Origin of the sequence: Saltatorellus ferox (assembly GCA_007751475.1) — a bacterium.
Lineage (GTDB): Bacteria > Planctomycetota > UBA1135 > UBA1135.
Genome location: CP036434.1, coordinates 4,868,112 through 4,892,873 on the forward strand (window position 1 = coordinate 4,868,112; position 24,762 = coordinate 4,892,873).

Sequence of the window (24,762 nt, forward strand, 5' to 3'; positions counted from 1 at the left end):
GGATCCGGGTCACTCTTTACCCCCACCTCCCGAGAAGACGCCTCATTCGGCGGCCAGCACCGCTCGATTTGGATCGCAGCGCAGCTGGGCCGACATCAGCCCTTTGGGCCCGGTCCAGACGGCCTGGGCCAGACCTGGCCCCGCGAGGACGAGGTCGAGTCGGCCGCTGGACGGGGACCCCAGGACGTCGGCCAGTCGCACGAATTCGGAGACCGCCCCGTCGGGATGAACGATCGCTGCCTGCCAGCTCGCGTCGGCTCCCGAGAATTCACCGCCTTCGTTCACCGCCAGGTGGACGAGGAGAAAACGTTCGTCGTCGGCGGAGGCCTCCAAAGCCACGAGCGCCACTCGCCCCAGCGTCGCCCCCTTCACGACTGTCAGCGGACTCGCGAACGTCCGGCCTCGATCCCTGGAAAAGGCCACCTCGAGTCTCTGCTCAGCCTCGTCCCCGGGCCGCGTGAACCAGGCGACCGCCACGGCGTGGCGCGAGGCGGCGAGCGCGGGGCCGTTGACCGGGCAACCATCGAGCTCCCAGCCGTCATGGTGAACCGCCGCGGGCTGACTCCATCCGCCTTCCCTCGGGTCACGGCGCGACAGGTAGATGTCCCGTACGTTCCGAGGAGAGCGATGGCGATAGGCCACCAGCAGCGTCCCGTCGTCGAGCGAGATCATGTCGGGTGGGCAGCAATCGCAGATCGATTCATCGATGGACTGCTCGTCGTCCAGAATCCCGTTCGCGCTGATCGAGCGGCGATAGAGCGCCATGCCAGCCAGCTGGTCCCCACCGCGGTCGTCCACCCAGACCATCTCCGCTCCTCCGTTCTCGAGCGGAACCAGCGCACCGAATCCATGGAGCGCGTGGGACCTGTCGCCGTGTAGCCATCCGAGGTCGAGTGCCGGCGGCCCATCGACTTCCAGCGACATGCGGATGCCGTATCCGAGCGGATCCTGCCCGCCCCCGGCATCGGTGCCGGCCAGCGATTGAAGCGTTCCCAGCAGCAGGCCACCCGTGGACAGTCGCGCGCCGAAGGGCCGATCCGCCCAGTGGCCGCGCGCAAAGGTCGGCGCGTCCACGCTCTGCACGAGTCTCCTGGGAACCGGAAGGGCCGAATCGCTCCCGCCGAAGAGCATCGGTCTCGGAGCGGATACGACGACCGGCGGGTCGATGGGGCCGTCACTCGCCTCCGGGCGCGCCAGTGGAGCGGCCGGGCTCGCCCCCTCCGCGACGGACTCGGAGCTGGACGCCTTCGTCGCTGCGTCTTCACCACTGGTCGCAGGGGCTGCCCCGGTGTCGACCGAGCCCCCTGCGGAGCCCACGACCGAGGCCGCCGCCGGCGGCGCCAGCGGCGAGGACACGATGGCCAGGAACGGAAGCCCGCGACTGTCTGCCGAGTTCGTCCCGTCGATCGGATGGATACCCGAATCGCTCCAACGTTCGCGGGCCGGAGAGTAGGCCCGAACGAACGAAGGCTTCCGTCCCCCCTGGCGCGCGGGGAGCGACCCCTGGGACGTCAGGAGCACCTCCGGGCCCGGTCCCGCGCTGGGCTGGACGGCCACGGGGCGATCCTGGCCGTAGCGCAGGATGCCCACGACGCCGAGGAAGCCCACGAGGGTCCCGAGAACGCCCTTCCAGCCGACTCGATTGCCGAGAATGATCGCGAGGGGCAGCGTGAACAGAGGCGTCGAGGCGAAGAGCGTCGTGGCGATGCCGCTGGGCAATTCCCGCTGGGCGTAGTGGTACGGCCCGAGTCCGATGATCGCGCAGCCTACGCCGAAGAGTGACGCGCGGCCCCAGACAGAGCCTGGACCGGGCGCCGCGAAGATCGGCTCCAGCAGCCGGCCGAGTTCGTTCGCAGAGGTCGACCCACGGCGTATCCCGGCCAAGATAGCCATGGGGATCGCTCCGACCGCCCCGCCCGCGAGACGGATGAAGCCGCCGGGAAAGACGCTGACATCACCGAAGCTGCCGCGCCCCAGCGGGACCGACGTCCCGATGGCAAAGGCCGCCACCACGGCCAGGAGAACCCCCAATCCGTAGCCTCCCCGGTTCGGGCCCCCTCCTTCGATCTCGCTGGCCGCGCTCGTCTTCGGGACACGTGAGTCGAGAATGACCAGCAGCACCCCCACGAGGACGACCACCGCGAACGGAATGGCCTGGGTCTTGATCTCGTCGCCGGCGAGGGGGAGCGCCAGCACGGTCGCGATCGGGACGTTCAGCAGCATGACCGTGGCCGCCGTCTGGACGCCGCAGCGCTGGAAGGCGGCGAAGTACAGCGTGTCCGCCACCGCAAATCCGAGGAACCCGGAGAAGAAGAGCCAGGCCCACGCGACCCCGACCGGCCAGTGACCTCCGAAGATCAGCGTTCCGAGCAGGAAAGTGAACGCGGCCGCCGTGTTCTTGAACAGGTTGGCCGCTGCCGGGGAGACCTGGCCGCTCGCCAGGAATCGGCTGATCGAAACCGAGGCCAGCGCCCAGAAGGCCGCCGACAGCAGAGCACTCGTGATCGCTAGCGTGGAGAGCATGGTGGATCAGGCGAACGCGGGGGAAAATAGCCGAGCGCACGCGCCTCCGATGAACGGGAGCACGTGCGCCGTGGACTCGACGATGAGGGACGGAGTCCTAAAGGTCGTGGGTCTTGTTGAGCTGGGTGCTCTCCTTCGTCGATCCGGCGTCGCCGGGGACGTAGACGCCCTTACGCGCCTCTTTGCGGGCGAGAAGATACTTCCCGGAGCCCATTCCGATCTTGCGGGGGCGGCGGCGACCGCGCGTGGGCCCGCCTGCTTTGAACTGTGATTTCGCCATGGTATGGGGCGCACCAGGGACCCAGGAGAGGAGCACTGGAGATGCTCCTGGGGCTTGTGCGGGTGGAGAAGGTAGGAGGTGACGGGCCGATTGTCGAGCCTTTTGGGGCCAGGAATGCCCGGGAGGAGCCCGGAATGGCTGCAAGACATGCGGGTGTCGCCCTTCCCATCTTTACAATTGCCCGCGAATGTCGAAACGGCGCATATTCATAGGCGACCTCCAGGGCTGCCGCGAGGAGTTCGAGGCCCTTCTGGAGAAGGTGAATTTTGACCCGGCCGCGGACGTGCTGCACCCGGTCGGCGACCTGGTCAACCGGGGCCCGGATTCGATGGGATGCCTCAGACTGGCACGGGACCTGGGAGCCAAGCCCGTTCTCGGGAACCACGACATTCATCTCCTTCGCCAGTGGAAGAACGCCTCCTGGCGAGGCAAGCGCAAGACCCTCGAGGAGATCCTCGGGTGCGACGACGGCGAGGAGCTCCTGGGCTGGCTCAAGAAGCAGCCCATTATTCGAGCCTGGAACGACGTCATCTGCGTGCACGCGGGCCTCCATCCGAAGTGGAAGAACCCCGTGAAGAAGGCTTCGAACGTGGACCCGCTCGATGCGTACGACGAGATCGTCGAGTTTGCGGTGCGGGTGCGCTACTGCAACCCGGAGGGCGCCTTTCCGAAGGGCGGAGAGTTCCCCCCACCGCCTGCACCGTTCGAACCGTGGGATGCGTTCTGGAGGAGGCGGCCGAACGAGACACGCACCGTCGTCTTCGGCCACTGGGCGAGACGCGGACTCGTGGAACTCGAGCGCACGCGCGGGCTCGACACGGGCTGCGTCTACGGCGGCTTTCTCACCGCGTGGATCCCGGAAGACGACCGGATCATGGGTGTACCCGCGCGTCGAGTTTGGTACGAGACGGCATGAGCGCAACGCAAGACCGGCAGAAGGCCACCCCTGGACAGGCGAAGAAGAAGCTCCCGGCGACGAAGGGCGCCAGCTACGAGGAGTTCGACTGGTACGAGACGCCGCGCTACTACGACGCGATCTTCGACGTGGACTCCGATGTCGAGGGCGCGTTTCTGGAAGCCGCCTTCGAGAAGCACGCCACGCCTTCGCCCAAGGGACGCAGGCGCGTCCTTGAGCCGGCTTGCGGCTCCGGCCGCTTGATGGTCGAAATGGCCAAGCGCGGCTGGGCGGTGCACGGCTTCGACCTGGAGCCGAACATGGTGAAGTTCAGCAAAGAGCGACTCGCCGAGGAGGGCCTCAAGGGAACGGCGAGCGTCGGGAACATGGCGGACTTCAGCGTCCGAGGGACGTTCGATCTCGCGCACTGCTTCGTCAGCACGTTCAAGTACCTCCTGACCGAAGACGACGCGCGCGGCCATCTTGAATCGGTGGCGCGAGCCCTGCGCCCCGGCGGGATCTACGCGCTGGGCTTTCATCTCTCGTGGTACGACTATCGGGAGAAGACGAACGAGCGCTGGGTGGCGAACAAGGATGGAGCCCACGTGATCTGCACGATCTCGGGCTGGCCGGCGGATCGAAAGACCCGGCGCGAGAAGGTTCAGGCGCGGATGAAGGTGCTGGAGGACGGCATCGAGAAGCGCGCTCAGACGACGTGGAACTTTCGCAGCTACGACGCGCGGCAGGTACGGTCGCTCCTTCGCTCGGTCCCCGACCTGGAGCACGTCGCCACCTACGACTTCCACTACGACATCGACGAGCCGCAGAAGTTCTCCGATGAGCAGTGCGACACGATGCTGATCCTGCGGCGGCGGGAGTAGCCAAAGTGGCACAAGGGTGCCACATCGGCGCACAGGACAGCCAATAAGGCAGCACCCCGTCGCCGTGCCCAGCATCGGCAGACCGTGACGTAACCGGATCTCTGATAAGATCTTAGGCTTGCGAGGGGGCGGTCAAGGCAGGGTTTGGCACCGAGGTTGTTCCTGGTTCAGTCCTGACGCACACCGCGTCGGGCGCGGCCCTTCTTGGGCTGCGGACGAACTGCAACGAAGGAGAACCAGACCCATGGTCCGTTTCGAAAACCACCCCCTCTCTCTGCTCTCGGGGCAGGGAATCAACGGCCTCTTCCGCGTGGCAGAGAACCTCCACGCCCAGATGGCCCAGGCCGACCCGTCGATGGCGTCCCCCGTGCGGACGGCCGCACCTCGCGCCGAACTCAAGGCCGACGAGGAGGCCGCCACGCTGGTGATGTTGATCCCGGGCTTCGGCCCGGATCACGTGGACATCAGCGTGGAGCGCGCTTCGGTCACCGTGCGCGGTGAGCGCGAAGGCGGCCCCGCCGGCGACCGCTTCGAGCGTCAGTTCAAGCTGCCGTTCCCGGTCGATGCCGACCGGGCCAGCGCGAGCGTCGAGTTCGGCGTCCTCACGCTGGAGCTGCCGAGGCTGAGTGCCGACAAGCCGCGGCGCATCGCGGTCCAGGGCGCGAGTCAGCCTGCCGTCGAGGCTTCGGCCAAGGCTGACTCCGAGCCAGAAGCCGACGAGAGCTGATCCCCCAAGCCGTCCTGTGGTCGCCGTCCCGCGGCGTCCGCAGGACGCCCGGGCCAGTCTCGGCCCCCGCAGGGGGCCGAGCGGCCCGCGCGAGGCTCGCCCTCGCGGCCCGTGCGGCGAGCACGCCCGCCCGGCGAGGGCGCCCGTCCGGCGAGGACGCCTGCGCGGCGAGCGCCACGCGATGCAATCGCTATTTCGCCGTCAGGCGAAATGCCAGAGATACTGCGCGCTGTTACAGCGATAGGACGGCTCGGCTCCACTTGCATTGGCAGGAGACTCGCCCGCTGGAGGTCTCCCGACACGGACTGCCTGCCGTTCGCGCGTAGCGTCGAACGCGTGGGCTGAGGTCTCCCGCTACCGGCTTGTGGGTTGCCCGCTGACCGACGCCCCAGCAGGGCTCCCGATACAGGTCTCCCGGTATGGGCTGCCTGCCGTTCGCGCGTAGCGTCGAACGCGTGGGCTGAGGTTTCCCGCTAGCGGCTTGTGGGTGACCCGCTGACCGACGCCCCAGCAGGGCTCCCGATACAGGTCTCCCGGTATGGGCTGACTGCCGTTCGCGCGAAGCGTCGAACGCGTGGGCTGAGGCTTCCCGCTAGCGGCTTGTGGGCTGCCCGCTGGAGCGCTCGCCCGTCAGGGCGAGCTTGGCGGGTCTGAGGTCTGAGGTCTGAGGTCTGAGGTCTGAGGTCTGAGGTCTGAGGTCTGAGAGACAAACCAGACCTCTGCCCAGCTCGCCCATGCGGGCGAGCGCTCCAGCGGGTAGCACACAAACCGTCACCGGGAAGCCTCTGCCCACGCGTTCGACGCTTCGCGCGAACGGCAGGCAGCCCATACCGGGAGAACTGTACCGAGAGACCTGCTGGGCCAGCCGTCAGCGGGCAACCCACAAGCCGTCAGCGGGAAGCCTCTGCCCACGCGTTCGGCGCTTCGCGCGAACGGCAGGCAGTCGATATCGGGAGACCTGCGGCGGGCGGGACTGCTGCCAATGCAAGTGGAGCCGGGCCGTCCTATCGCTGTGACAGCGCGCAGTATCTCTGGCATTTCGCCTGACGGCGAAATAGCGATTGCATCGCTTGGCGCTCGCCGCGCAGGCGTCCTCGCCGGACGGGCGCGCTCGCCGCGCAGGCGCCCTCGCCGGGCGGGCGTGCTCGCCGCACGGGCCGCGAGGGCAAGCCTCGCGCGGGCGGCTCAGCCCCCTGCGGGGGCCGAGCGGGGCCCGGGAGTCCTGGCGGACGCAGGGAGCGGCAGCGGACATATCACATGTCACATGTCACTGATCAGGGTTCACGGAATCGCTGCGATGACCACCTCACAGTCGATCCCACCATTGAGCAAACGATGCCGGGTCGGCCGACTGAGCCTGAGCAAGCCAGCGAGCCTGGAGGACCCCGTCAGGATCGACGTGCTGTAACCAGAATGCTCACGGAGCCTCGCCCCGAACGCTTCATGGAGGGCCTCGACATCGTCACCGATGCGCTCGCCGTAGGGCATGTTGGCCACCACCGTTGCGTTCCAGCCGGGACGTCCTTGGAACTTTCGGGCATCACCGAGCTCCAAGGTGCCGAGGTGGCCGAGCCCCATGATCTCCAGGTGGTGAGCAGCCTCGTCGAGACGGTCCTGGATGATGTCCGACCCGATGAGGCGCAGCTTGGTCGGGAGCTTCATCGCCGCCTGCGCCTCGGCCCGAGCGCGCTGCCACGCGGGCTCGTCGTGATCGCGCCAGGACTCGAAACCGAAACGCTCACGGGTGAGGCCCGGCGCCAGGTTCGCCGCGATCATGCCGCCCTCGACCAGCAGGGTGCCTGTGCCACAGAACGGATCGATCAGGGGCGATCGGCGATTCCAATCCGAGAGAAGGACGACAGCGGCCGCCAGGGTCTCCGACAGCGGCGCTCGCCCCTGGGCCGTCCGCCATCCCCGGCGGTGAAGCGAATGGCCCGACGTATCGACCGAGAGGGTCGCACGATCCTTGAAGAGATGCAGATGGACCCGAACGTCGGCGGTGTCACGATCCACCGATGGGCGCGTGCCGTCGTCACCTCGCACCTGATCGACGATGCCGTCCTTGACCCGCTGGGCCAGAAACTGACTGTGGTCGAGCGCCGAATCCTTCGTCTGGGCATCGACCCAGAGCGTGCCGCCTGGCGTGAGGAAGGCCTTCCAGTCGATACCTGCCACGCCAGCGTCCAGGGCCGACTCCGAAGGCGCCTCGAACCGAGCCTCGCGCCGCAGGACCCGAACCGCGGTCCGCAGCCAGAGATTCGCTCGCCAGGCATCCCGCATGCTTCCCTCGAAGCGGACCCCCCCCACCTGGCGCTCGACCTTGCCAAGCTTGAGAGCCGCGGCCTCGGCGTGAAGGACCGGCTCGATCCCCGGGGCACAGGTGGCGAAAAACGTATAGCGGGGTGCGGCCATGGGCGCGGACCATAGCGTGTTGGGGCGGGATGGACCCCCCATCGCTGGAAACCCGAGTCCCAGGAGCGGGAATTGTTCCCTTGACGGGCTTCATGAGGCGTGGCTAATCTCAGGATGTCGACCCCACCTGCCGGGGGTCTGTTTTCCTCATTTCTCGCAGCCACCCGATTCCACGGGTCAAAAATGAACCACTCGCACCTTCCGTGGGGACAGTCTGTCCTCGCATCGCGCGGCCATTCCGTTGCCGTTCTCGCGTCTGCCCTTTTCCTCTCCGCAGGGTCCTCGTACGCCCAGGAGTCTGGAGCCTTCGCGCCGACGAAAGCCCCCTCTGCCGCTCGACACGCCGGCACCTACCATGTCGTCTCCGGCACGTGGACACGCCGCGGCAAGCAGCTTGGCTCCATGGCGCGCGCCGCAGGCGCCGACGTGATCTACTCCAACACGGCGCTCTCGAGCTACTTCAGCACCGCGGGAGGCACAGGAGGCTTCGCTCCCAACTCCACGAACTTCGACGAGGGTACGATCCCCACCACGGCCAACACACTGCCCTTCGCAGGCACGGTCGACCGGGACACCTACACCGTCAACGGGTTCGAAATCGGCTACTGTGATTTCGGGGCCGCTGACACCAGTGGCTGGGAGGTTTCGTTCTACGAGTCCTACGCGCCGTGCACAGCGAACAATTCGCCCACCGCGACCATCGCCACCACGGGCCTTCCTGCGGGCGGCCAGTGCTGGATCATCGACATCGACCTGACCGGTGGCCAGGAGTTCCAGCTGACCGGCGACGGCGGCGACGGCTTCCAGAACGACCCGGCGCTCGATTCATTCGGCTGGAGCTATCGCTACATCGGCTCGGACGGCTCCGGGGCCGCAGGCTTCCAGCTCGCAGCCGACCCCACGTTCACCGACCCCGGTAGCACCGTGGGCGGCGGCACCTACTACGGCGGTCCGAGCGCCTGCGCCAACGGAACGACCGGCCTTCAGACCCAGGACCTCTGGTGGCTGGAAGACCCCACGAACACCAGCACAGGCTGCTACTTCTTCGGCGGCTACAGCAACAACAACGGCTGCGGAAGTCCGTTCAACCCGTTCGCGTCCTTCTACATGGAGATCTACGCGGACGCAGGAATGGGCTCCCCCATCGGCACCACGTACTGCATGTCGACGCCGAACAGCACGGGTGTGATGACGGACCTCACGATCACGGGGAGCGAAACGGTCGGCGACGATAACGTTCTTCTCGTCGGCAGCCAGATGACCCCGGGCTCACTCGGCTTCTTCATCACCTCGCAGACCCAGGGCTTCGTGGCGAACCCAGGCGGCAGCGCCGGCAACCTCTGCGTCGTCAACAACGTGGGCCGGTTCCTTCAGAACATCAGCCAGCTGAAGAACGCCGACGCCATGGGCCAGATCTCCCTCGACACGAACCTCGGGGAGTGGTCGGTGAACAACATCCCGATCTCGACGCCGCCGCTCTTCTACGGAGCGACCGCGGGCCTCACGACGAACTTCCAGCTCTGGCACCGCGACGTGGGCGGCTCCAACTTCTCGAACGGCGTGGCCGTGACCTGGCAGTAGACGCCCTTCAGACGTGAACCAGCAAGGGCGCCACGCACCGGTCATCCGGGAGCGTGGCGCCCTTTTCCTCAGGCGGGCGCCGTGAACGTCTCCACCGGACCGAACGCGCGGCGCCAGAGGTTCGTCTGGAGCATCTCACCGGGGTCGAGCTGGAACTTCAGCGCGCGGAACGCGCTCAGCTTCTCCGCATCGAACATCGCTTCGACCGTCTTCGGGCCGATCACCGCGTCCTTCGCGAAGTAAAAGCGCCCGCCGTGGTCGAGCACCACCCGCGTGAGTTCGTCGGTCGTCGCCCAGAGGCTCTCCCGGTTCTTGGGTGTGACCGCGAAGTCCATGGCGATCGACCAGCCATCCATGGCGTGGGTGAGCAGGAACGGGTCGGGCCGGTGCCGCTTGAGCACGCCGAGGTACGAGGTGTGACCGCGCTTCTGCTGGCGCCCGATGATCTCGGTGAAGCCCGCGAGCGCACTCTCTTTCGGCAAGAACACCTGGTACTGGATGAGCCCGTGCCCTGGCTTGCGCCCGTAGGCGAACTTCCAGTTCGGCACGAAGTCGAGCAGGAAGTTGAAGGCCGCGTGGGACTGGCGGTACCAGCCCTTGCGCTGCTCCAGCTTGCCCATCTGATGCTTGGTGAAGTTGAGCAGCCGCATCCCTGGATCGTGGCTGACGAGCTTGAGGATCCGCCAGACCTCGCCCTTCGGGAAGCCCATGATCGAGCCCGGCAGATGCTGATGCGCCAGCGTGAGCGTGCGCTCGGCCTCGGGGTCCTCACCGGGCTCCAGGTACCGCGCGTGGTGGATGAGCCCGCGGCCGAGATCCTCCCCTCGGCCGAAGCAGTCGAGCCAGCCTACGAGGTAGTCGGCGGTCCCCGTATGCGCGTCGACGTAGTCCATCATCGCGCCGAGGTTCGGCACCGAGATGCCTGCGACGTCGATCTCGCCTGAGTGGATCTTCTTCGTGCCGATCTTCACGCGAGTGATCGCCCCGAGCATGCCGAAGCCACCGATCGCGGCATGGAACAGCTCGGGCCGCCGCTCACGATCCACCGTGATGAACGTGCCGTCCGGCAGCACCATGTCGATCTCGAGGATCGCATCGCCGATCGTGCCGACCTTGTAGTTGTTCTTGCCGTGAATGTTCATCCCGGCGGCGCCCGCCAGGGTCGGGAACATCGTCCCGGACACCACCTTCGGCCAGTAACCGCGGGGGAGCGAGTGGCGCCAGAGATCGCGGATCGTGACGCCCGCCTCGCAGTCGGCGATCCCGGTGGCCTCGTCGAAGGAAAGCACGCGGTTCATCGCGGAGATATCGAGGACATCACCGCGGTCGTTGATGCTCGCGTCGCCATAGCTGCGACCGGCACCTCGCAGGGCGAGACAGCGCCCGGACTGCCTCGAACGTCGGAAGACCTCGGCAACCTCGTCCGCGGACTCCGGTCGCCAGACGCGGCTCTCCGCGCCCATGGCCATGCCCCAGCCTTCGACGTACTCGAAGCCGCGGCGCGGCCGCTCTTCCGAACGGACGCGGCGCGCAAGGGCCTCCGAGCCCGGCGGCCTGCTACTGGTCGAACCGGTTTCCATCGGAGGTCAGATGCTGGTCTTGCGGAAGAGGAACGACGGAATCGACCGGATCACGAGACTCACGGGGAGCCAGCGAAGCGGGATGTGACGGGTGTTCCAGAGCTTGCCGCGTGAGACCTTGAGGATCTCCTTCGCCGCGCGCTTGGCGCTCACCGGCATCATGAGCTTGTCGAGGTGCTCGGTCATGGGCGTCTCGATCATGCCTGGCTTCACGGTCACGACACGGACGGAGCGCTCGGCGAGACGGTTGCGCAAGGACTCCAGGAGCGTTTCCATGGCGGCCTTCGTGGCGCCGTAGACCGGAGCCCCTTTCCGTCCTCGGTCCCCTGCGATGGAGCCGATACCGACGATCGTGCCGCTCCGCTGGCTGTGGAAGTACCGCGCGATCGGATTGGTCCAGGCGATGAAGCCGGAGAGATTGACGTCGACCATCAGGAGGTCCTTTTCGGTGTCGTACTCCTCGGCCTCGACGTCCGGCATCACGCCCGCGGCGTAGACGTAGAAGTCGAGTCCGCCGAGCTCCGAGATGACGCGCTCGACGAGACCGGGCACCTCGTCCACCCGATTGACGTCATGGGCGATCGCCACCACGCGCCCTGGGTGTCCCTGGGCGGCCGCGGCCAGGGCGTCGAGGCGATCCTGGCGTCGCGCCACCGCCGCGACCGCGTACCCCTCGGCGACGAGTTGCTGGACCATGGCCTCGCCCATGCCGGAACTCGCGCCGACGATCAGCGCGCGCTTGCCTTTGGCCGCGGCTCCAGCGGAGCTTCCTGCGGAAACTCCAGCGGGGGCACTCGCTTGATTCTGGGCAGTCGTGGGGTCCTGGGAGCCGTTCATGGCGGGGTCTACGGAGGATGTTCGCGCGGGTGAGCCAAGAGGTTAGAACCGGCCCGCCGACGGGCCCACTGTCGACCTCGAATTCGATGGCTCCGCCCGAACGGAGCCGGGCCCTGGACCCATCGACTGGCCCGTCCTCGCCCCTCCAGAAGAACCCCCGGGAATCTGAGCGGGAATGGAGCACTTGGCCGTTAGTGTCTCGCGCCCTTGTGAAACCGGCCCCGGCGCCGCGGGCCCGCGAGTGGCGTGAAATGAAAGAGACGATCGATAGCCTCAACCCCGAGCAGCGCGCCGCCGTGACGCAGACCTTGGGTCCCGTTCTGGTGCTCGCGGGCGCGGGAACGGGCAAGACCCGGGTGATCACGGTGCGGATCGCCTACCTGATCTCGAAGGGCGCGCTGCCGGAGTCCATTCTGGCCATGACGTTCACGAACAAGGCCGCGGGCGAGATGCGCGAGCGGCTGGCGAAGCTCGTGGGCAAGAAGAAGGCCTCGTACGTGATCGCGAGCACGTTTCACTCCTACTGCCTCCGGACGCTGCGAGAGTACACGGAGGAACTCGGCTACCCGGAGGGATTCACGATCGCCGATGCGTCCGATCAGCTCACCATCCTGAAGCTCGCGATGCGCGAGCTGCACATCCCCGAGGCCCGCGTCCGGATCCCCGACATCCAGTCGAAGATCTCCCTCGCCAAGAATCGCCTCGACGACCCGCACGCCTTCCTCGCGCGCGCGGGCGATGACTCCCACGAACTCGTCGGCCAGATCTGGCTCAAGTACCGCGACGTCCTGCGCCGCAGCCGCCGCCTCGACTTCGACGATCTCTTGACGGAGACGCTGCGTCTCCTGCGCACCAACGAGAAGGTCAGAACGGATCTCCAGACCCGGCACCGCTATCTGCTCGTGGACGAATACCAGGACACGAACGGCGTCCAGTTCGAGATCGTCAAGCAGCTCGCCGGGCAGCAGCGCAACCTCTGCGTGGTGGGCGACGACGACCAGAGCATCTACGGCTGGCGCGGCGCGGACGTCCAGAAGATCCTCTCGTTCGGCAACCACTTCCCCGGCGCGAAGATCGTCAAGCTGGAGACGAACTACCGCTCGACGGCGCAGATCCTCAGCGCCGCGAACCGCGTCATCAAGAACAACCCGACGCGCCACGACAAGACGCTGCGCTCGGCGTTCGGCGACGGCGAGCCGCTCATGGCCATCGCCATGCGCGACGAGTCGGTCGAGGCCGAACAGATCGTCGCCGAGATCAAGTCCCTCGTTCAGCAAGGCCACTCCTACTCGGACTTCGCGATCCTCTTCCGCACGGCGGTTCAGCCGCGGCCCTTCGAGGCCGAGCTGCGCATGAAAGAGGTCCCCTACGTGCTCGTCGGTGGCATGAGCTTCTTCGACCGCAAGGAAGTCCGCGACGTGCTGGCGTACATGCGACTCGTGGCGAACCCGAAGGACGAAGCGTCGCTGCTGCGCATCATCAACTCGCCCCCGCGCGGCGTCGGGAAGACCACCATCGACCGCGTGCTGGAATTCGCGACCGAACAGGGAATCTCCGCGGCGGACGCCTTCGATCGCGCGGGCGAGATCCCGAAGATCAACCAGAAGGCGGTCGACGCGGTGCTCGATCTCCGCGCCCGTCTGTCGGCCGTCAGGAAGCTCCATCCCCACGGCGAGGAACTCGTGGCGCTGAGCCGCCGCGTCGTCCAGGAAGTGGCGTACGAGGACGAGGTCAAGCGCCTCTACCCCGAGGAGACGCAGTTCGAGAAGCGCTGGGCCGCCGTGGAGGAGGTCTTCAACTTCGCGGAGAACTACGTCAAGAAGCGCAAGCGGCCAGGGCTCCTGGGTTTCCTGAACGAGCTGAGTCTTTCGGCCACGGACACCGACTCCGCGGAGGACGCGGCGCGGCGACAGGCGGTGACGCTCATGACGCTGCACGCCTCCAAGGGGCTCGAGTACCCGCGGGTCTACCTGGTGGGCCTGGAAGAAGGCGTCCTGCCGCACCAGCGCGCGGCCATCGAGGACGGAGTCGAGGAGGAGCGACGCCTCGCCTACGTCGGCATCACGCGCGCACAGAAGGCCTTGACCATGACCTACTGCCTGGAGCGCGCGCGCGGCGGGCAGAAGATCGAGCGCCATCCCTCTCGCTTCTTGCTGGAGGTCCAGGGCAAGGCTCCGCCCCCCGGGTGGATCCCGGCGGGCGCCGGTGACGTGACCGGCGAGAAGGCGAAGAAAAAACGCCGCGGCGGCAAGGCGCGCGGAGCGCGGCGATAGCGGGTGGCAGCCCCGGGATGGCCCTCAGGAGGGCCATGGGAAGGATCCGCGCGGTCCCGTTACGAAACAAAAACGGGCCTTCAAGCGTTCTACATCCGGAGGGCACTGGATCCTCACGGGGCCTGGGCTAAATAGCCTCCGACTAGTCAAGTAGGGGGCCGCGCAAGCGGGTCCCGCCTTCGCGGCGCCGGGTCTCCTGGGGGGAGCTCTGCGCCGCTTTTCGTTTCCGAAGTGCGGCGCGCTCGCCTACTTACCGCGGCCTTCGCGATGCAGCGCGAGGATCTCCTTGGCGACGAGCGCGGGCTGCTGCTCGTGGGGGTAGTGCCCCGCCCCCTCCACCACGACGAGTCGCGAGGAAGGGATCCGCTCATCGAACACGCGTCCGAACGTGTCGGGCGGGTAAGCCTGGTCCGTTTCGCCCCAGAGGAGCAGGGTTGGGGCCTGGATCCGCGCCAGATCGTTCTCCCGGGCGCCGTTCTCGTCGCGAACGAGATCGATCATGGCGTTCCAGTTCGCGCGGTTCTCCAGGCCGAGGAACACCTCATGGACGCGGCCGGGGTCGGCGTGGCCGTCGAAATGAGGATCGAGCGCGAAAGCGACGCGCTCCTCGCTGTTGAGCAGGTAGCCCAGCCGCGCCACCGACCACTCGCGCATCTTGACCTCCTCGCTCAGGAACTGATCGTCCGTACGCGGGAGGCCGGACGAGTCGATCAGCACGAGGCGCGCCACGAGCTCCGGATGATCCGCCGCCACGCGCCAGCAGAACTCCCCGCCGTAGGAATTGCCCACGAGGGTCACGCCTTCGAGGCCGAAGGCCTGGAGCGAAGCCGCGACGTGGTCGGCGCAGATCTGAAAGGAGTACTCGTCCTCGTTCGCCAGCGCGAATCCGTGGCCGGCGACTTCCAGCGCCCAGACGTTCGCCTGTCCGTGCAGTCCCCCTTCGCCGAAGAGCAGCGCTCCGAAGGCCCCCATCGTGTCGGGGGTGCCGTGGACGAGCACGATGGGCGGCAGCTCATCGCCCGTGGCCGGGAAATAGGCCCCCATGGCCGGTGAGTCCATGTTCCCCACCGGGACCCCGGGGAGGGGCGCCGTCCGCATCGCTGCCGCGAAGGGGGCGTTCTTCTGGATCGCGAGGATGTCCCTGCGCACGTCCTCCTTGGAGAGGGACCCGGCCCCGCTCTGAACGAGGACGGCCACCACGATCAGCGCGAGCAGAACCAGCAGGAGGGCTTTCCGGACGAATCCCCGGGAAGAGCGGGCGGCGTCCAGGGCGCGAGGGGCTAGCTTCATGGGACGTGGTTCGACCCATGGGCCTGCGCGGACGCGTCCTATGCCAAAATGCCTCACCCCCGGAACACGGAGCAGCTCCAATCGGCAGGCGTTTTTCGCCCCGCCAGGGGCTATCTTGCTACATCGTGGAGGCCCGACCCGGCTCGATGAATCGTTTTGGGCCGCGTGCGCGAACGCAGCTGTCCGCGGGGCCCGTCGAACGGTGAAGAGGCCCCTTCCGTCAGATGGCACGCTCCGCCTCGCCCCGTCTCGCCCCCTTGGCCGATGAATACCGCCCTCAAACTCGCCGACCGCGGCCTGATCCCGCTCCCTCTCCTGCGCTACGGCGTGAGGAAGCTCTGCGCCCAGCGCCTGCGGGACGAGAAGGCCCGGGAGACGTCCTCCACGGCCGCCTGGCTTCGTGAGATGGACCGTGGACCCGTGGCCGACGTCCCGGAAAAGGCGAACGAGCAGCACTACGAGGTGCCGCCGGCGTTCTTCGAGGCCGCGCTCGGTCCGCACCTCAAGTACAGCTCGGGGTTCTTTCCTTCCGGGAACGAAGACCTGGAGACCGGCGAGGCTCGAATGCTCGAGGTGACCGCGGAGCGGGCACAGCTGCAGGACGGGCAGCGAATCCTCGAACTGGGGTGCGGATGGGGCTCCCTGACCCTGTGGATGGCCGAGCACTACCCGAATTCGACGGTGGTGGCGGTCTCGAACTCTGCCCCGCAGCGGAAATTCATCGAGTCGCGGGCCGCCGAGCGCGGACTCCACAACGTGGAAATCCGGACCGCGGACATGAACTCGTTCGATCCGCTGGCTGGCCAGGAGGCGGCGGAGGGCCAAGGGCCCGAGCGCTTCGATCGCATCGTCTCCGTGGAGATGTTCGAGCACATGCGGGACTGGAGGACGCTCTTCCAGCGCGCCCGGACCTGGCTGAAGGACGACGGGCGGATCTTCATCCACGTCTTCACCCACCGATCGCTGAACTACCCGTTCGACGTCCGTGACGACACCGACTGGATGAGCCAGCACTTCTTCAGCGGCGGCATGATGCCCGCGGACGATCTACTCGTTCGCCTGACCGAGGAGGACGACGTCGCCCTCCGGGTCGAGGAGCACTCGGTAGTGTCCGGCAGACACTACTCACGCACGGCGAAGCTCTGGCGCGAGAACATCGAGCAGAAAAAAGAAGCCATCATGCCGGTGCTTCGGCGAACCTACGGGGCCGATGCGCCCGCCTGGTTCCAACGGTGGCGACTTTTCTTCCTCGCCTGCGAGGAACTCTTCGGATACGAGGGCGGATCGGAGTGGGCCGTGTCCCATTATCGTCTGGCCCCCACACCCCTCTCGGGCTCCAGGGAGCCCTCCTCCACCGCCCGTTTTGCTTCCCAAATGGAAGCCTCCGCAACGGGCCAAGCTGTGACTCATTGATGCAAGCAGTCCTCAAGCGCTCTTCGCTAGCTGTGATTCGCTGGTTCGACTCCTGGGCGGGTACTTCCAACGACAAGAGCCTCTCGCCCACCGAGGCGCTCACCGCAGGCGTCGCGAAGGCGCGCACCATCGACTGGGGCCGCGTCGTGCCGTTCGTCGCGCTGCACCTATCGTGCCTCTTCGTGTTCGTCGTAGGCTTCAGCTGGGCAGCGCTCATCACGGCCGTCTCGCTGTACGTGATCCGCATGTTCGCGATCACGGCTGGCTACCACCGCTACTTCTCCCACCGCGCCTACCGCACGTCGCGCGTCGGGCAGTTCTGCCTCGCCGTCCTCGGAGCCAGCGCCGCCCAGCGCGGGCCGCTCTGGTGGGCCGCCCACCATCGGCACCACCACAAGCACTCGGACGATCCCCTCGACATCCACTCGCCCAAGCAACAGGGCATCTTCTGGAGTCATATCGGCTGGGTCCTCGACCGCAGCAACTTCCGTAGCCAGATCGAACTCATCAAGGACTTCGCGAAGTTCCCCGAGCTTCGCTTCCTGGACCGCTTCGACATCCTCGTTCCGGTGCTCCTCGGCGTCAGCGTCTTCCTCTGGGGCGTCTTCCTCGAGGCGTTCGCGCCTGGCCTCGGCACGAACGGCTGGCAGATGCTCGTCTGGGGCTTCGTGGTCTCGACCATCGCTCTCTACCACGGCACCTTCACCGTGAACTCGCTCGCGCACCTCGTGGGCAAGCGCCGCTTCGAAACGAAGGACACGAGCCGCAACAACTGGTTCATCGCGATCATCACGCTCGGCGAAGGCTGGCACAACAACCACCACCACTACCAGGCGTCGGCTCGCCAGGGCTTCTACTGGTGGGAGCTGGACGTGTCGTACTACATCCTCAAGACGCTCTCGGTCTTCGGGATCGTCTGGGACCTCCGTCCGGTGCCGAAGCGCGCGCTCACGCTCCGTCGGATCGACGGCTAGGCACCGCAGCTCGCTCCATGCGGGCTGTCCAAGGAGATCCAGTTGAACGTAGCAGTCGTCGGGACCGGCATCGCAGGCATGGTGTCGGCCCGACGCCTCTTCGATGCGGGACACAACGTCACGGTGTACGAGTCGCGGAACCGCATCGGCGGCCACACCGCGACGCGAGACGTCACCGTCAACGGGAGGCGCTACCGCGTCGACACCGGTTTCATCGTCTTCAACGAGCGGACGTATCCGGGTTTTTGCGCACTCCTGAAAGAACTCGGCGTCGGCTGGAAGTCGAGCGACATGAGCTTCAGCGCGCGCATGGAAGCGGCGGACGTCGAGTACAACGGAACCAGCACCGCGTCCCTCTTTGCCCAGAAGAGCAATCTCTTCCGGCCGGCCTTCTGGAGCATGATCCGGGGCATCCTTCGCTTCTACAAGGAGGCGCCAGCGCTCCTGGAAGGCGAGGGCGAACCCGGCGCGGGCCCGGGCCCGACGCTGGGTGAAGTGCTCACGAGGGGCAAATACAGCCAGCCCTTCATCGATTGGCACATGATCCCGATGGCGTGCGCCGTCTGGTCCGGCGTGCCCAACGACATCCTGTCGTTCCCGGCGCGCTCGCTGGTTCGATTCTTTGCGAACCACGGCTTCCTCCAGGTCGAGGATCGCCCGCCCTGGCTGACGGTGGAGGGCGGCAGCCGCGCCTACGCTCGCGCGCTGATGCAGCCACTCAACGCGCGGATTCGCCTCGCTTCTACCGTGGAAAACGTGCGCGCCGATGGCGTGGGGAAGGTCGAGGTCACCACCTCCAGCGGCACGGAGACCTTCGACCGTGTCGTCCTCGCCTGCCACTCCGATCAGGCGCTGCGCATGATCGAAGAGCCGACGAACGCGGAGCAGGAAGTCCTCGGGGCCATTCGTTATCAGCCGAACGAGGTCGTGCTCCACACGGATCCCTCGCTCATGCCCAAGCGGCGCGCCGCATGGGCCGCCTGGAACGTGCACGTGCCCGCTCACAAGGCTGCGAAGGCCGAGCCTGTGCGCGTCACCTACTGGATGAATCCGCTGCAGAACCTGGACGGCCCGGACAATCTGTTCGTGACGCTCAACTGCGAGGACCGAATCGATCCGGAGCGCGTGCTCAAGACGCGCGTGTTCTCCCACCCGATCTTCGACGAGGCGGCCATCGCCGCCCAATCGCGCTACGACGAGATCAACGGGACGCGCGGCATCCACTACTGCGGCGCGTACTGGTCGTTCGGCTTCCACGAGGACGGCGTCCAGAGCGCACGGCGAGCCCTCCTCAGCATGGGCGTCGACCCGAAGCTACCGGGCCGCGACACCGAGCTTCGGCCCGGCTCCGTGCGGGACACAAGCGCCGCCCGGGCCTCCGCCGAGCGCCACGCGTGAACGGCCGCCGTTCCGCCATCTACCGGGGCGAGGTCGCGCACGCGCGTCATGCGCCCCGGAAGCATCGGTTCGCCTATTCGGTGTTCCAGATGTACCTGGACCTGGACGAGCTTCCCACGCTCTTCGACGGCGCCTGGCTCTGGAGCTTCGAGCGCTGGAACGTCGCCAGCTTCCGTCGGAAGCATTACCTGGGGGGCGCCGATGCCCCCCGGGATGCAGGGATCGACGATCTCAAAGCGGCCGTCCGCGCCAGGGTGGAGGCCGCGACGGGTGTCGCGCCCCCCGAGGGCCCCATCGGTCTCCTGACGAACCTCGGGTACCTGGGATTCTGCTTCAACCCCGTCTCGTTCTACTACCTTTTCGAGCTCGATGGCCGGACGCTCCATGCCATCGTGGCAGAGATCACCAATACGCCGTGGAACGAGCGATTTCAGTACGTCCTACCTGCATCCAAGGCGAGGGCCGACGGCGAATACCTGGAGTGGCGCTTCGACAAGGACTTCCACGTCTCCCCTTTCTTCGATATGGATCACCGCTACCGATGGCGCTTCACGACCCCTGGCCACACCGCTGCCAGCGGCTTGGCCGTGGCCATGGAGAACCTGGTCGGCGGCGATGACGGCACCCGCATATTCGACGCAAACCTGTCGCTGGTGCGTCACGAAGTGAGCCCTTCTTCCCTGCGGGGGTCGCTCCTTCGGCATCCCTGGATGACCGGCAAGGTGCTTGGCGCGATCTACTGGCAGGCGCTTCGCCTCTGGATCAAGAGGGTCCCCTTCTTCTCCCATCCCGGCATGGTCTGAGCCCGGAGCGCTCCTTGACTTCCCCCCGACATCAAGCTCGCACGTCCGAGTCCCATGCGCTGCGGCCTGTTCGCCGCTCTGCAGGTCCCCACTCCGCCTCGCCGCTGCTTGCGGATCCCGTTCCTGCGGACTCCGATGATGGAGCCCTGACGCGGCCGGAGGCGCTGCTCGGCAGCCCTCTTCGCCCACTGTCGTCCGCGAGCGGCGGCCTTCTGGAGCGCGCAGTTCGCGGGCGCCTGGAGAGGCTCGTGCACGGTTCGCTCACCCTCCGAAGCGGGTCGAGCGATGGCAGCGTGCATGAGGTTCGTTACGGACAGGCGGCTGGCGTCGACGCCTCCGGCCACGCCGACGGGATCGCGGAGATCCACGACGAACGCTTCTGGTCGGCGATCGCGCTGCGGGGTAGCGTCGGCGCCGGCGAGGCCTATGCCTTCGGCTGGTGGACCTCCCCGGAACCCACGGATGTCGTGCGCGTGTTCGTCGCGAATCACACGGCGCTGGAGGGACTGGAGCGCGGCCTCGCGCGGCTCTCCCTTCCGCTGCTGAAGGCCTATCACCTCGTCCGCGACAACACGCGGAAGGGTTCGGCCCGCAACATCGCGGCCCACTACGATCTCTCGAACGAGTTCTTCGGGCTCTTCCTCGACCCGACCATGACGTATTCGTCGGCTGTCTTCGAGCATCCCGATGCGACGCTCGAAGAGGCCCAGCTGGCGAAGATCGACCGGCTGTGCGAGCGCCTCGCCCTCGGGCCCGATGACCACCTCCTGGAAATTGGAACGGGCTGGGGCGGGTTCGCGATCCGAGCCGCCTCCAAGTTCGGATGCCGCGTCACCACCACGACCATTTCGAAGCAGCAGCACACCTTCGCCAGCGAACGCGTCGATGCGGCGGGGCTCGGGGATCGTATCGACGTGCGCCTCGCTGACTACCGGGATCTCGAAGGCCAGTACACGAAGATCGTCTCCGTGGAGATGATCGAGGCCGTGGGCGCGCGCCACTACCGCTCGTACTTCAAGACTTGCGAGAGACTTCTGGTGCCAGGCGGCGCGTTCGCGTGCCAGGCGATCACGATCCACGACCGCCACTTCGAGCGCGCGCGGAAGGCCGTCGATTTCATCCAGCGGCACATCTTCCCCGGCAGCTGTATCCCATCGGTCACGTCGCTGACGGACGCGGCGCGCGAAGCGTCGGACTTCCGGCTCGTGCACATGGAAGACATCGGCGAGCACTACGCACCCACTCTCCGCCTGTGGCGCGACCGGATGCGCGCGCACTGGAGCGAGGCCCAGGCCCTCGGCTTCGACGACGACTTCCTCCGTCTCTTCGACTTCTACTTCGCGTACTGCGAGGGCGGGTTCATCGAGCGCCACATCTCCGTGGGACACCTCGTCTTCGCGCGGGAAGGTCGCCATTTCAGCCCCCCCATCGCAGCCCAACTGCTTCGTGACGACTGATACCAGCGCAGGGAGCTCGCAAGAGGCAGGCGGGGGTAATTCGTCCGCTTCCTCGCTCGCGGCCAAGCTCACGAGCTTCGTGATCTTCCAGGTCGTCTACACGGCGTGCGTTCTCGGAGCCGCCCGGGGCTGGCTCTGGGCGGGGCCGCTCTCGGCGGTTCTGCTCCTCCCGATCAACCTGCGCTTCGTGCCGCGCGGCTCGCGCCTTCCCGAGCTGCGCCTCTGGGCGCTGGTGGGCCTGATAGGCTTCGTCGTGGATTCGGCGCTCCTTCGATCAGGCCTGATCGGGTTCCCCGAGATCACGCGGTTTGCGCCCGGCGCGGCGCTCACCGGATGGCTCGTTCCGCCCTGGATCGTGGTCCTCTGGATCGCGGTGGGATCCATCCTGCATTCCTCTCTCGGATGGCTGGCCGGAAAGCCTCTTCTCGCGATCGTTCTCGGCGCCATCGGCGGTCCGTTCTCCTTTTGGTCCGGCTCGAGATTCGGCGCGGTCGAACTCCCTCGCGGCAACCTGACGCTCGCGGCGCTGGCGCTGGAATATGCTGTCATCATGCCGGTGCTCCTCGCGCTAGCATACCCTTCGTCCCCGCCGGAGCGATCCGGCCACGCCCCCGGCCACTGACTGCCCCGAACCATGCGTGCGTCTGCCTTCACCGCCGAAATGATCCGAACGACTGCGCGAGGCCTCGCAGGACTCTCCGTGGCCCGCGCCTACGAGCGCTCCGACGCCCTCGTCGAGCGCTACGGAAGCGATGGATTCGAGACCTGGAAACAGGCGCTGAAGTCACGTCTCGAAACCCTCGGCGCGGCGCTCTCGGCAGGCGATCCCAAGATGTTTGCGGACGACCTCCTCTGGTTCCGCGGAATCTCGACCTCGCGCGGGATCCCCTCCGAGGATCTGCTGCTGGTGCTGGACTGCATGCAGGAGACGCTCGTGGACCAGCTTCCCGGGGAGACGGGCCCGGCGGTGAAGCCGTACTTCGAGGCCGCGCACCGGGCCCTTTCGAATGCGCCGGCCATCAGCCATGGACTCGCGGCTGGCAGCGCGGCCGCGGAGCTCTTCGACCTCGCCATGGTCGGAGATCTCGGGGGCGCCCGACGGTTCCTCTTCGAGGAACTGCAGGAAGGTCGCATGACCCTCGAGGAATGCATCGTGGACGCGCTGCTTCCGGCTGCACGAGAGGCGGGCCGTCGCTGGCACATGGGCGAGATGGGAGTGGCCGTCGAGCACGTCGTCACCGCCAATCTGCGGAGCGCACTACACAGCCTTGCAGGCGCACTTCCACCGTCCGCGCCGAACGGCAAGGCAGCTTTCGTGGCGGCGGTGCCCGGCGATGCCCACGACACAGGGCTCGTCGCGTTCGCGCTGCTCCTGGAGCACGATGGCTGGCGCGTGGCGCTGGCTGGAGCCGACACCCCCGCCGACGAGATCGACGCGACCGCGGCTAGCTACGATTGCGACGTCATCGCCATCTCCGCCACGCTTCCGTCACAGCGCGCTACGCTGAGCAGCTACCTGAGGGCCCGGGATGCCTCCATCCCGGTGCTGGTCGGCGGCGCGGCCGTGCGCGATGCGGCGGACGCGAAGACCATGGGTGCAGATGCCTTCGCCACGACGCTGGCCGACGGGGTACGGGTGGCCCGAGAACTCGTGGGACTTCAAATCTGAGGACCTGATCGCTGCTGCAGAACTGGCGCAGCATCAGGCCTGACCGCGGCTTGGGCCTGAACGGACTTGACGCGTGCGGACTGCCGCGTCACTCCGTCTTCACCGGCTCGATCCCGCCGAAGACGTTCCGCACCGACGAAGATCAGAGACGGTTCAGCCAGCGCGCGAGGCGAGCGCGACGATCTTCTCGCGACCGGAAACCACGACGCCCCCCGGCTTCTCGACCGTCACCGCGAAAAGAGACGCTTCGCCCACGCCAAGCTTCGCGTCGATCGGAATGATCACCTCTCCGTTCTTGGCCACGTCGAAGACGCCGCCGTCGACGGGATGGGGCTCGGCTGCGGGATCGCTCCCGCGGAAGATCCAGAGCTGGTACTGGAACTCCGACGGATCGTTCACCGGAAGGCCCTGGATGCGCATGAAGCCGTCGTTCGCATCATCACTCCAGAAGACGGCTCCCTTGACGGGCTTATCACCCAGCGGCTGCCAGGCGAGCTGGCGGACGTCCGGCGTCGAAAGCTGGAACTGCGTGAGCGCCACCGCCGGATCTGAGCTGATGCGCCCTTCCTCGAGGTCCGAGACGCGGTCCAGCGTGGTGAGCAGACCCGCCAGAAGAGCGGCAGCCGCGGCCCATCCAGCGATAGCTGCCACGGATCCGAAGGTCCATCCACGCGGAGGCACCGAGTCGAGGGAGGCCGCGGGCAGGGACGCGACGGGAGCCTGTGGCAAGCTTTGGGGCGGTTCCTCCCGGCGCACCCGATCGCTCGATCCACTCGACTCGCTCCCCTCCAGGGAGCGAGCGCTCGCGGGCACGTGGTGTTCGATCATGTGCAGGAGCCTGTCCACCAGCCCGTCAGGCGGCGATTCGCGGCGCTGCCTATCCCCATCGCGGCTCTCGAGAGCAAACGCGGTGAAAAGAGCCCCGGCAGCCGCTTCCAGCTCCGCCACTTCGGCCTCGTCCACGGACGACGCTTCTTGCGCCGTCAGCGCACCCAGCCCGTCCACCGCAGCGATGGCTGCGCACTCGTCGGGAGAGAGATGATCGTCGCGGTGATCTCCACCGACGTTTCCATGGATCGAACTCATTCCCCGTCCTCCCCGTGAGCGACGCGCCGAGCCTTCAATCTCTCCGACACCTCGACAAGTCCGCGGCGAATATGGCTTTTTACCGTTCCGAGCGGGATCCCGGTATCGGCGGCGATCTCGCGATGCGTCAGTCCCGTCACGACGGAAAGCTCCAGAACCCTCCGGCGATCCCCGGAGAGCTCGGCGAGCACCTCCTTCGCCTGCATCGCCTCGTCCTCGATGTCGACCTGACGCAGGGAGGGATCATCCGCCCCCGGGGCCAGCTCCTCCTCCAGCGGCTCCGGGTCCACGCGCCTTCCCGCTCGGCGACGCCGGTCGATCACGCGCCTCCGCGCGATCGTGGCGATGAAGGTGGCTTCCGAGGCCACTCGGGGATCGTAGCGCTTGGAGCTGCGCCAGACGTCGACGAAGATGTCCTGTACCACGTCCTCGATCTCGTGCGGGTCCCTGGAGAGCCCGGAGGCAAGGGACCAGACGAGAGCCGAATATCGGGACAGCACATCCTTCACGGCACCGGGATCTCCCGCGGCTACGCGCTCGAGTATCGTCGGCTGTGCGGCTGAACGGGAGGTCATCGTGGGGGAGCTTGCGCCGCGAACATGGCGAGGGCCCTGCGAGGGATGGGCATCGGGTAGGGGCTGCCTGTCAGGTCCAGGGAGGCCCGACAGTCTAGCCAAGCCGCC

At 67.0% G+C, this 24,762-nt stretch carries 20 protein-coding genes; 12 read left to right on the forward strand and 8 right to left on the reverse strand.

Annotation, left to right across the window (positions count from 1 at the left end; genetic code table 11):
• Positions 1-42: 42 nt before the first annotated feature.
• Together Poly30_RS17455 and Poly30_RS17460 are read right to left on the reverse strand one after the other, a co-directional pair.
• A complete protein-coding gene (locus Poly30_RS17455) occupies positions 43-2,523 on the reverse strand; it encodes an EamA family transporter (RefSeq protein ID WP_145199978.1) in 2,481 nt (826 codons plus the stop codon).
• Positions 2,524-2,620: 97 nt separating this feature from the next.
• Positions 2,621-2,803: a hypothetical protein gene (locus Poly30_RS17460; RefSeq protein ID WP_145199981.1), complete on the reverse strand. Its 183-nt coding sequence runs from the start codon at positions 2,801-2,803 to the stop codon at positions 2,621-2,623.
• Between the two features lie 187 nt (positions 2,804-2,990).
• Between Poly30_RS17460 and Poly30_RS17465 the strand changes: the two genes are divergently transcribed.
• The 3 genes from Poly30_RS17465 (at position 2,991) to Poly30_RS17475 (ending at position 5,306) form a co-directional block, all read left to right on the forward strand.
• Positions 2,991-3,719, forward strand: coding sequence for a metallophosphoesterase (locus Poly30_RS17465; protein WP_145199984.1), 729 nt, complete (start codon positions 2,991-2,993; stop codon positions 3,717-3,719).
• Positions 3,716-4,579, forward strand: coding sequence for a class I SAM-dependent methyltransferase (locus Poly30_RS17470; RefSeq protein WP_145199987.1), 864 nt, complete (start codon positions 3,716-3,718; stop codon positions 4,577-4,579). The genes Poly30_RS17465 and Poly30_RS17470 overlap by 4 nt, the downstream gene beginning before the upstream one ends.
• Before the next feature lie 244 nt (positions 4,580-4,823).
• On the forward strand, positions 4,824-5,306 hold the full coding sequence (locus tag Poly30_RS17475) for an Hsp20/alpha crystallin family protein (protein ID WP_145199990.1): 483 nt from the start codon (positions 4,824-4,826) through the stop codon (positions 5,304-5,306).
• Between the two features lie 1,281 nt (positions 5,307-6,587).
• Here Poly30_RS17475 and Poly30_RS17480 read toward each other — a convergent pair.
• The gene (locus tag Poly30_RS17480; RefSeq protein WP_419190314.1) at positions 6,588-7,718 is read right to left on the reverse strand and encodes a THUMP domain-containing class I SAM-dependent RNA methyltransferase; all 1,131 of its coding nucleotides are present in this window, start codon (positions 7,716-7,718) and stop codon (positions 6,588-6,590) included.
• A gap of 183 nt (positions 7,719-7,901) precedes the next feature.
• Between Poly30_RS17480 and Poly30_RS17485 the strand changes: the two genes are divergently transcribed.
• Positions 7,902-9,299 (forward strand): hypothetical protein, encoded by a 1,398-nt coding sequence (locus Poly30_RS17485; protein WP_145199996.1) that lies wholly within the window; start codon positions 7,902-7,904, stop codon positions 9,297-9,299.
• A 68-nt stretch (positions 9,300-9,367) separates the two neighbouring features.
• Here Poly30_RS17485 and Poly30_RS17490 read toward each other — a convergent pair whose 3' ends face one another.
• Positions 9,368-10,879 carry an FAD-binding oxidoreductase gene (locus Poly30_RS17490; protein WP_145199999.1) on the reverse strand — a complete coding sequence of 504 codons (1,512 nt, stop codon included), beginning with the start codon at positions 10,877-10,879 and terminating at the stop codon, positions 9,368-9,370.
• Positions 10,880-10,885: 6 nt separating this feature from the next.
• The gene (locus Poly30_RS17495; protein WP_145200002.1) at positions 10,886-11,716 is read right to left on the reverse strand and encodes an SDR family NAD(P)-dependent oxidoreductase; all 831 of its coding nucleotides are present in this window, start codon (positions 11,714-11,716) and stop codon (positions 10,886-10,888) included.
• Between the two features lie 251 nt (positions 11,717-11,967).
• Here Poly30_RS17495 and Poly30_RS17500 point away from each other — a divergent pair, with 251 nt between their 5' ends.
• A complete protein-coding gene (locus Poly30_RS17500) occupies positions 11,968-13,989 on the forward strand; it encodes an ATP-dependent helicase (RefSeq protein WP_419190315.1) in 2,022 nt (673 codons plus the stop codon).
• A 246-nt stretch (positions 13,990-14,235) separates the two neighbouring features.
• Here the strand turns inward: Poly30_RS17500 and Poly30_RS17505 are convergent, their stop codons facing one another.
• Entirely contained in the window at positions 14,236-15,279 is a 1,044-nt protein-coding gene (locus Poly30_RS17505; RefSeq protein WP_145200008.1) for an alpha/beta fold hydrolase, read from the reverse strand.
• A 264-nt stretch (positions 15,280-15,543) separates the two neighbouring features.
• On the opposite strand from Poly30_RS17505, the gene Poly30_RS17510 reads away from it, so the two are divergent.
• From Poly30_RS17510 to Poly30_RS17540, 7 genes are all read left to right on the forward strand, one after another.
• The gene (locus Poly30_RS17510; RefSeq protein ID WP_145200011.1) at positions 15,544-16,692 is read left to right on the forward strand and encodes an SAM-dependent methyltransferase; all 1,149 of its coding nucleotides are present in this window, start codon (positions 15,544-15,546) and stop codon (positions 16,690-16,692) included.
• The gene (locus tag Poly30_RS17515; protein ID WP_145200014.1) at positions 16,692-17,666 is read left to right on the forward strand and encodes an acyl-CoA desaturase; all 975 of its coding nucleotides are present in this window, start codon (positions 16,692-16,694) and stop codon (positions 17,664-17,666) included. The genes Poly30_RS17510 and Poly30_RS17515 overlap by 1 nt, the downstream gene beginning before the upstream one ends.
• A 42-nt stretch (positions 17,667-17,708) precedes the next feature.
• Entirely contained in the window at positions 17,709-19,064 is a 1,356-nt protein-coding gene (locus Poly30_RS17520; RefSeq protein ID WP_145200016.1) for an NAD(P)/FAD-dependent oxidoreductase, read from the forward strand.
• The gene (locus tag Poly30_RS17525) at positions 19,061-19,867 is read left to right on the forward strand and encodes a DUF1365 domain-containing protein (protein ID WP_145200019.1); all 807 of its coding nucleotides are present in this window, start codon (positions 19,061-19,063) and stop codon (positions 19,865-19,867) included. The genes Poly30_RS17520 and Poly30_RS17525 overlap by 4 nt, the downstream gene beginning before the upstream one ends.
• A 146-nt stretch (positions 19,868-20,013) precedes the next feature.
• Entirely contained in the window at positions 20,014-21,324 is a 1,311-nt protein-coding gene (locus tag Poly30_RS17530; RefSeq protein ID WP_419191374.1) for a class I SAM-dependent methyltransferase, read from the forward strand.
• Entirely contained in the window at positions 21,314-21,946 is a 633-nt protein-coding gene (locus Poly30_RS17535) for a DUF2878 domain-containing protein (protein ID WP_419190316.1), read from the forward strand. The genes Poly30_RS17530 and Poly30_RS17535 overlap by 11 nt, the downstream gene beginning before the upstream one ends.
• Positions 21,947-21,985: 39 nt before the next feature.
• On the forward strand, positions 21,986-22,993 hold the full coding sequence (locus Poly30_RS17540) for a cobalamin B12-binding domain-containing protein (RefSeq protein ID WP_419190317.1): 1,008 nt from the start codon (positions 21,986-21,988) through the stop codon (positions 22,991-22,993).
• A 153-nt stretch (positions 22,994-23,146) separates the two neighbouring features.
• Here Poly30_RS17540 and Poly30_RS17545 read toward each other — a convergent pair whose 3' ends face one another.
• Positions 23,147-24,079: an anti-sigma factor gene (locus Poly30_RS17545; protein ID WP_145200030.1), complete on the reverse strand. Its 933-nt coding sequence runs from the start codon at positions 24,077-24,079 to the stop codon at positions 23,147-23,149.
• On the reverse strand, positions 24,076-24,654 hold the full coding sequence (locus Poly30_RS17550) for an RNA polymerase sigma factor (RefSeq protein ID WP_145200033.1): 579 nt from the start codon (positions 24,652-24,654) through the stop codon (positions 24,076-24,078). The genes Poly30_RS17545 and Poly30_RS17550 overlap by 4 nt, the downstream gene beginning before the upstream one ends.
• Positions 24,655-24,762: the final 108 nt, after the last annotated feature.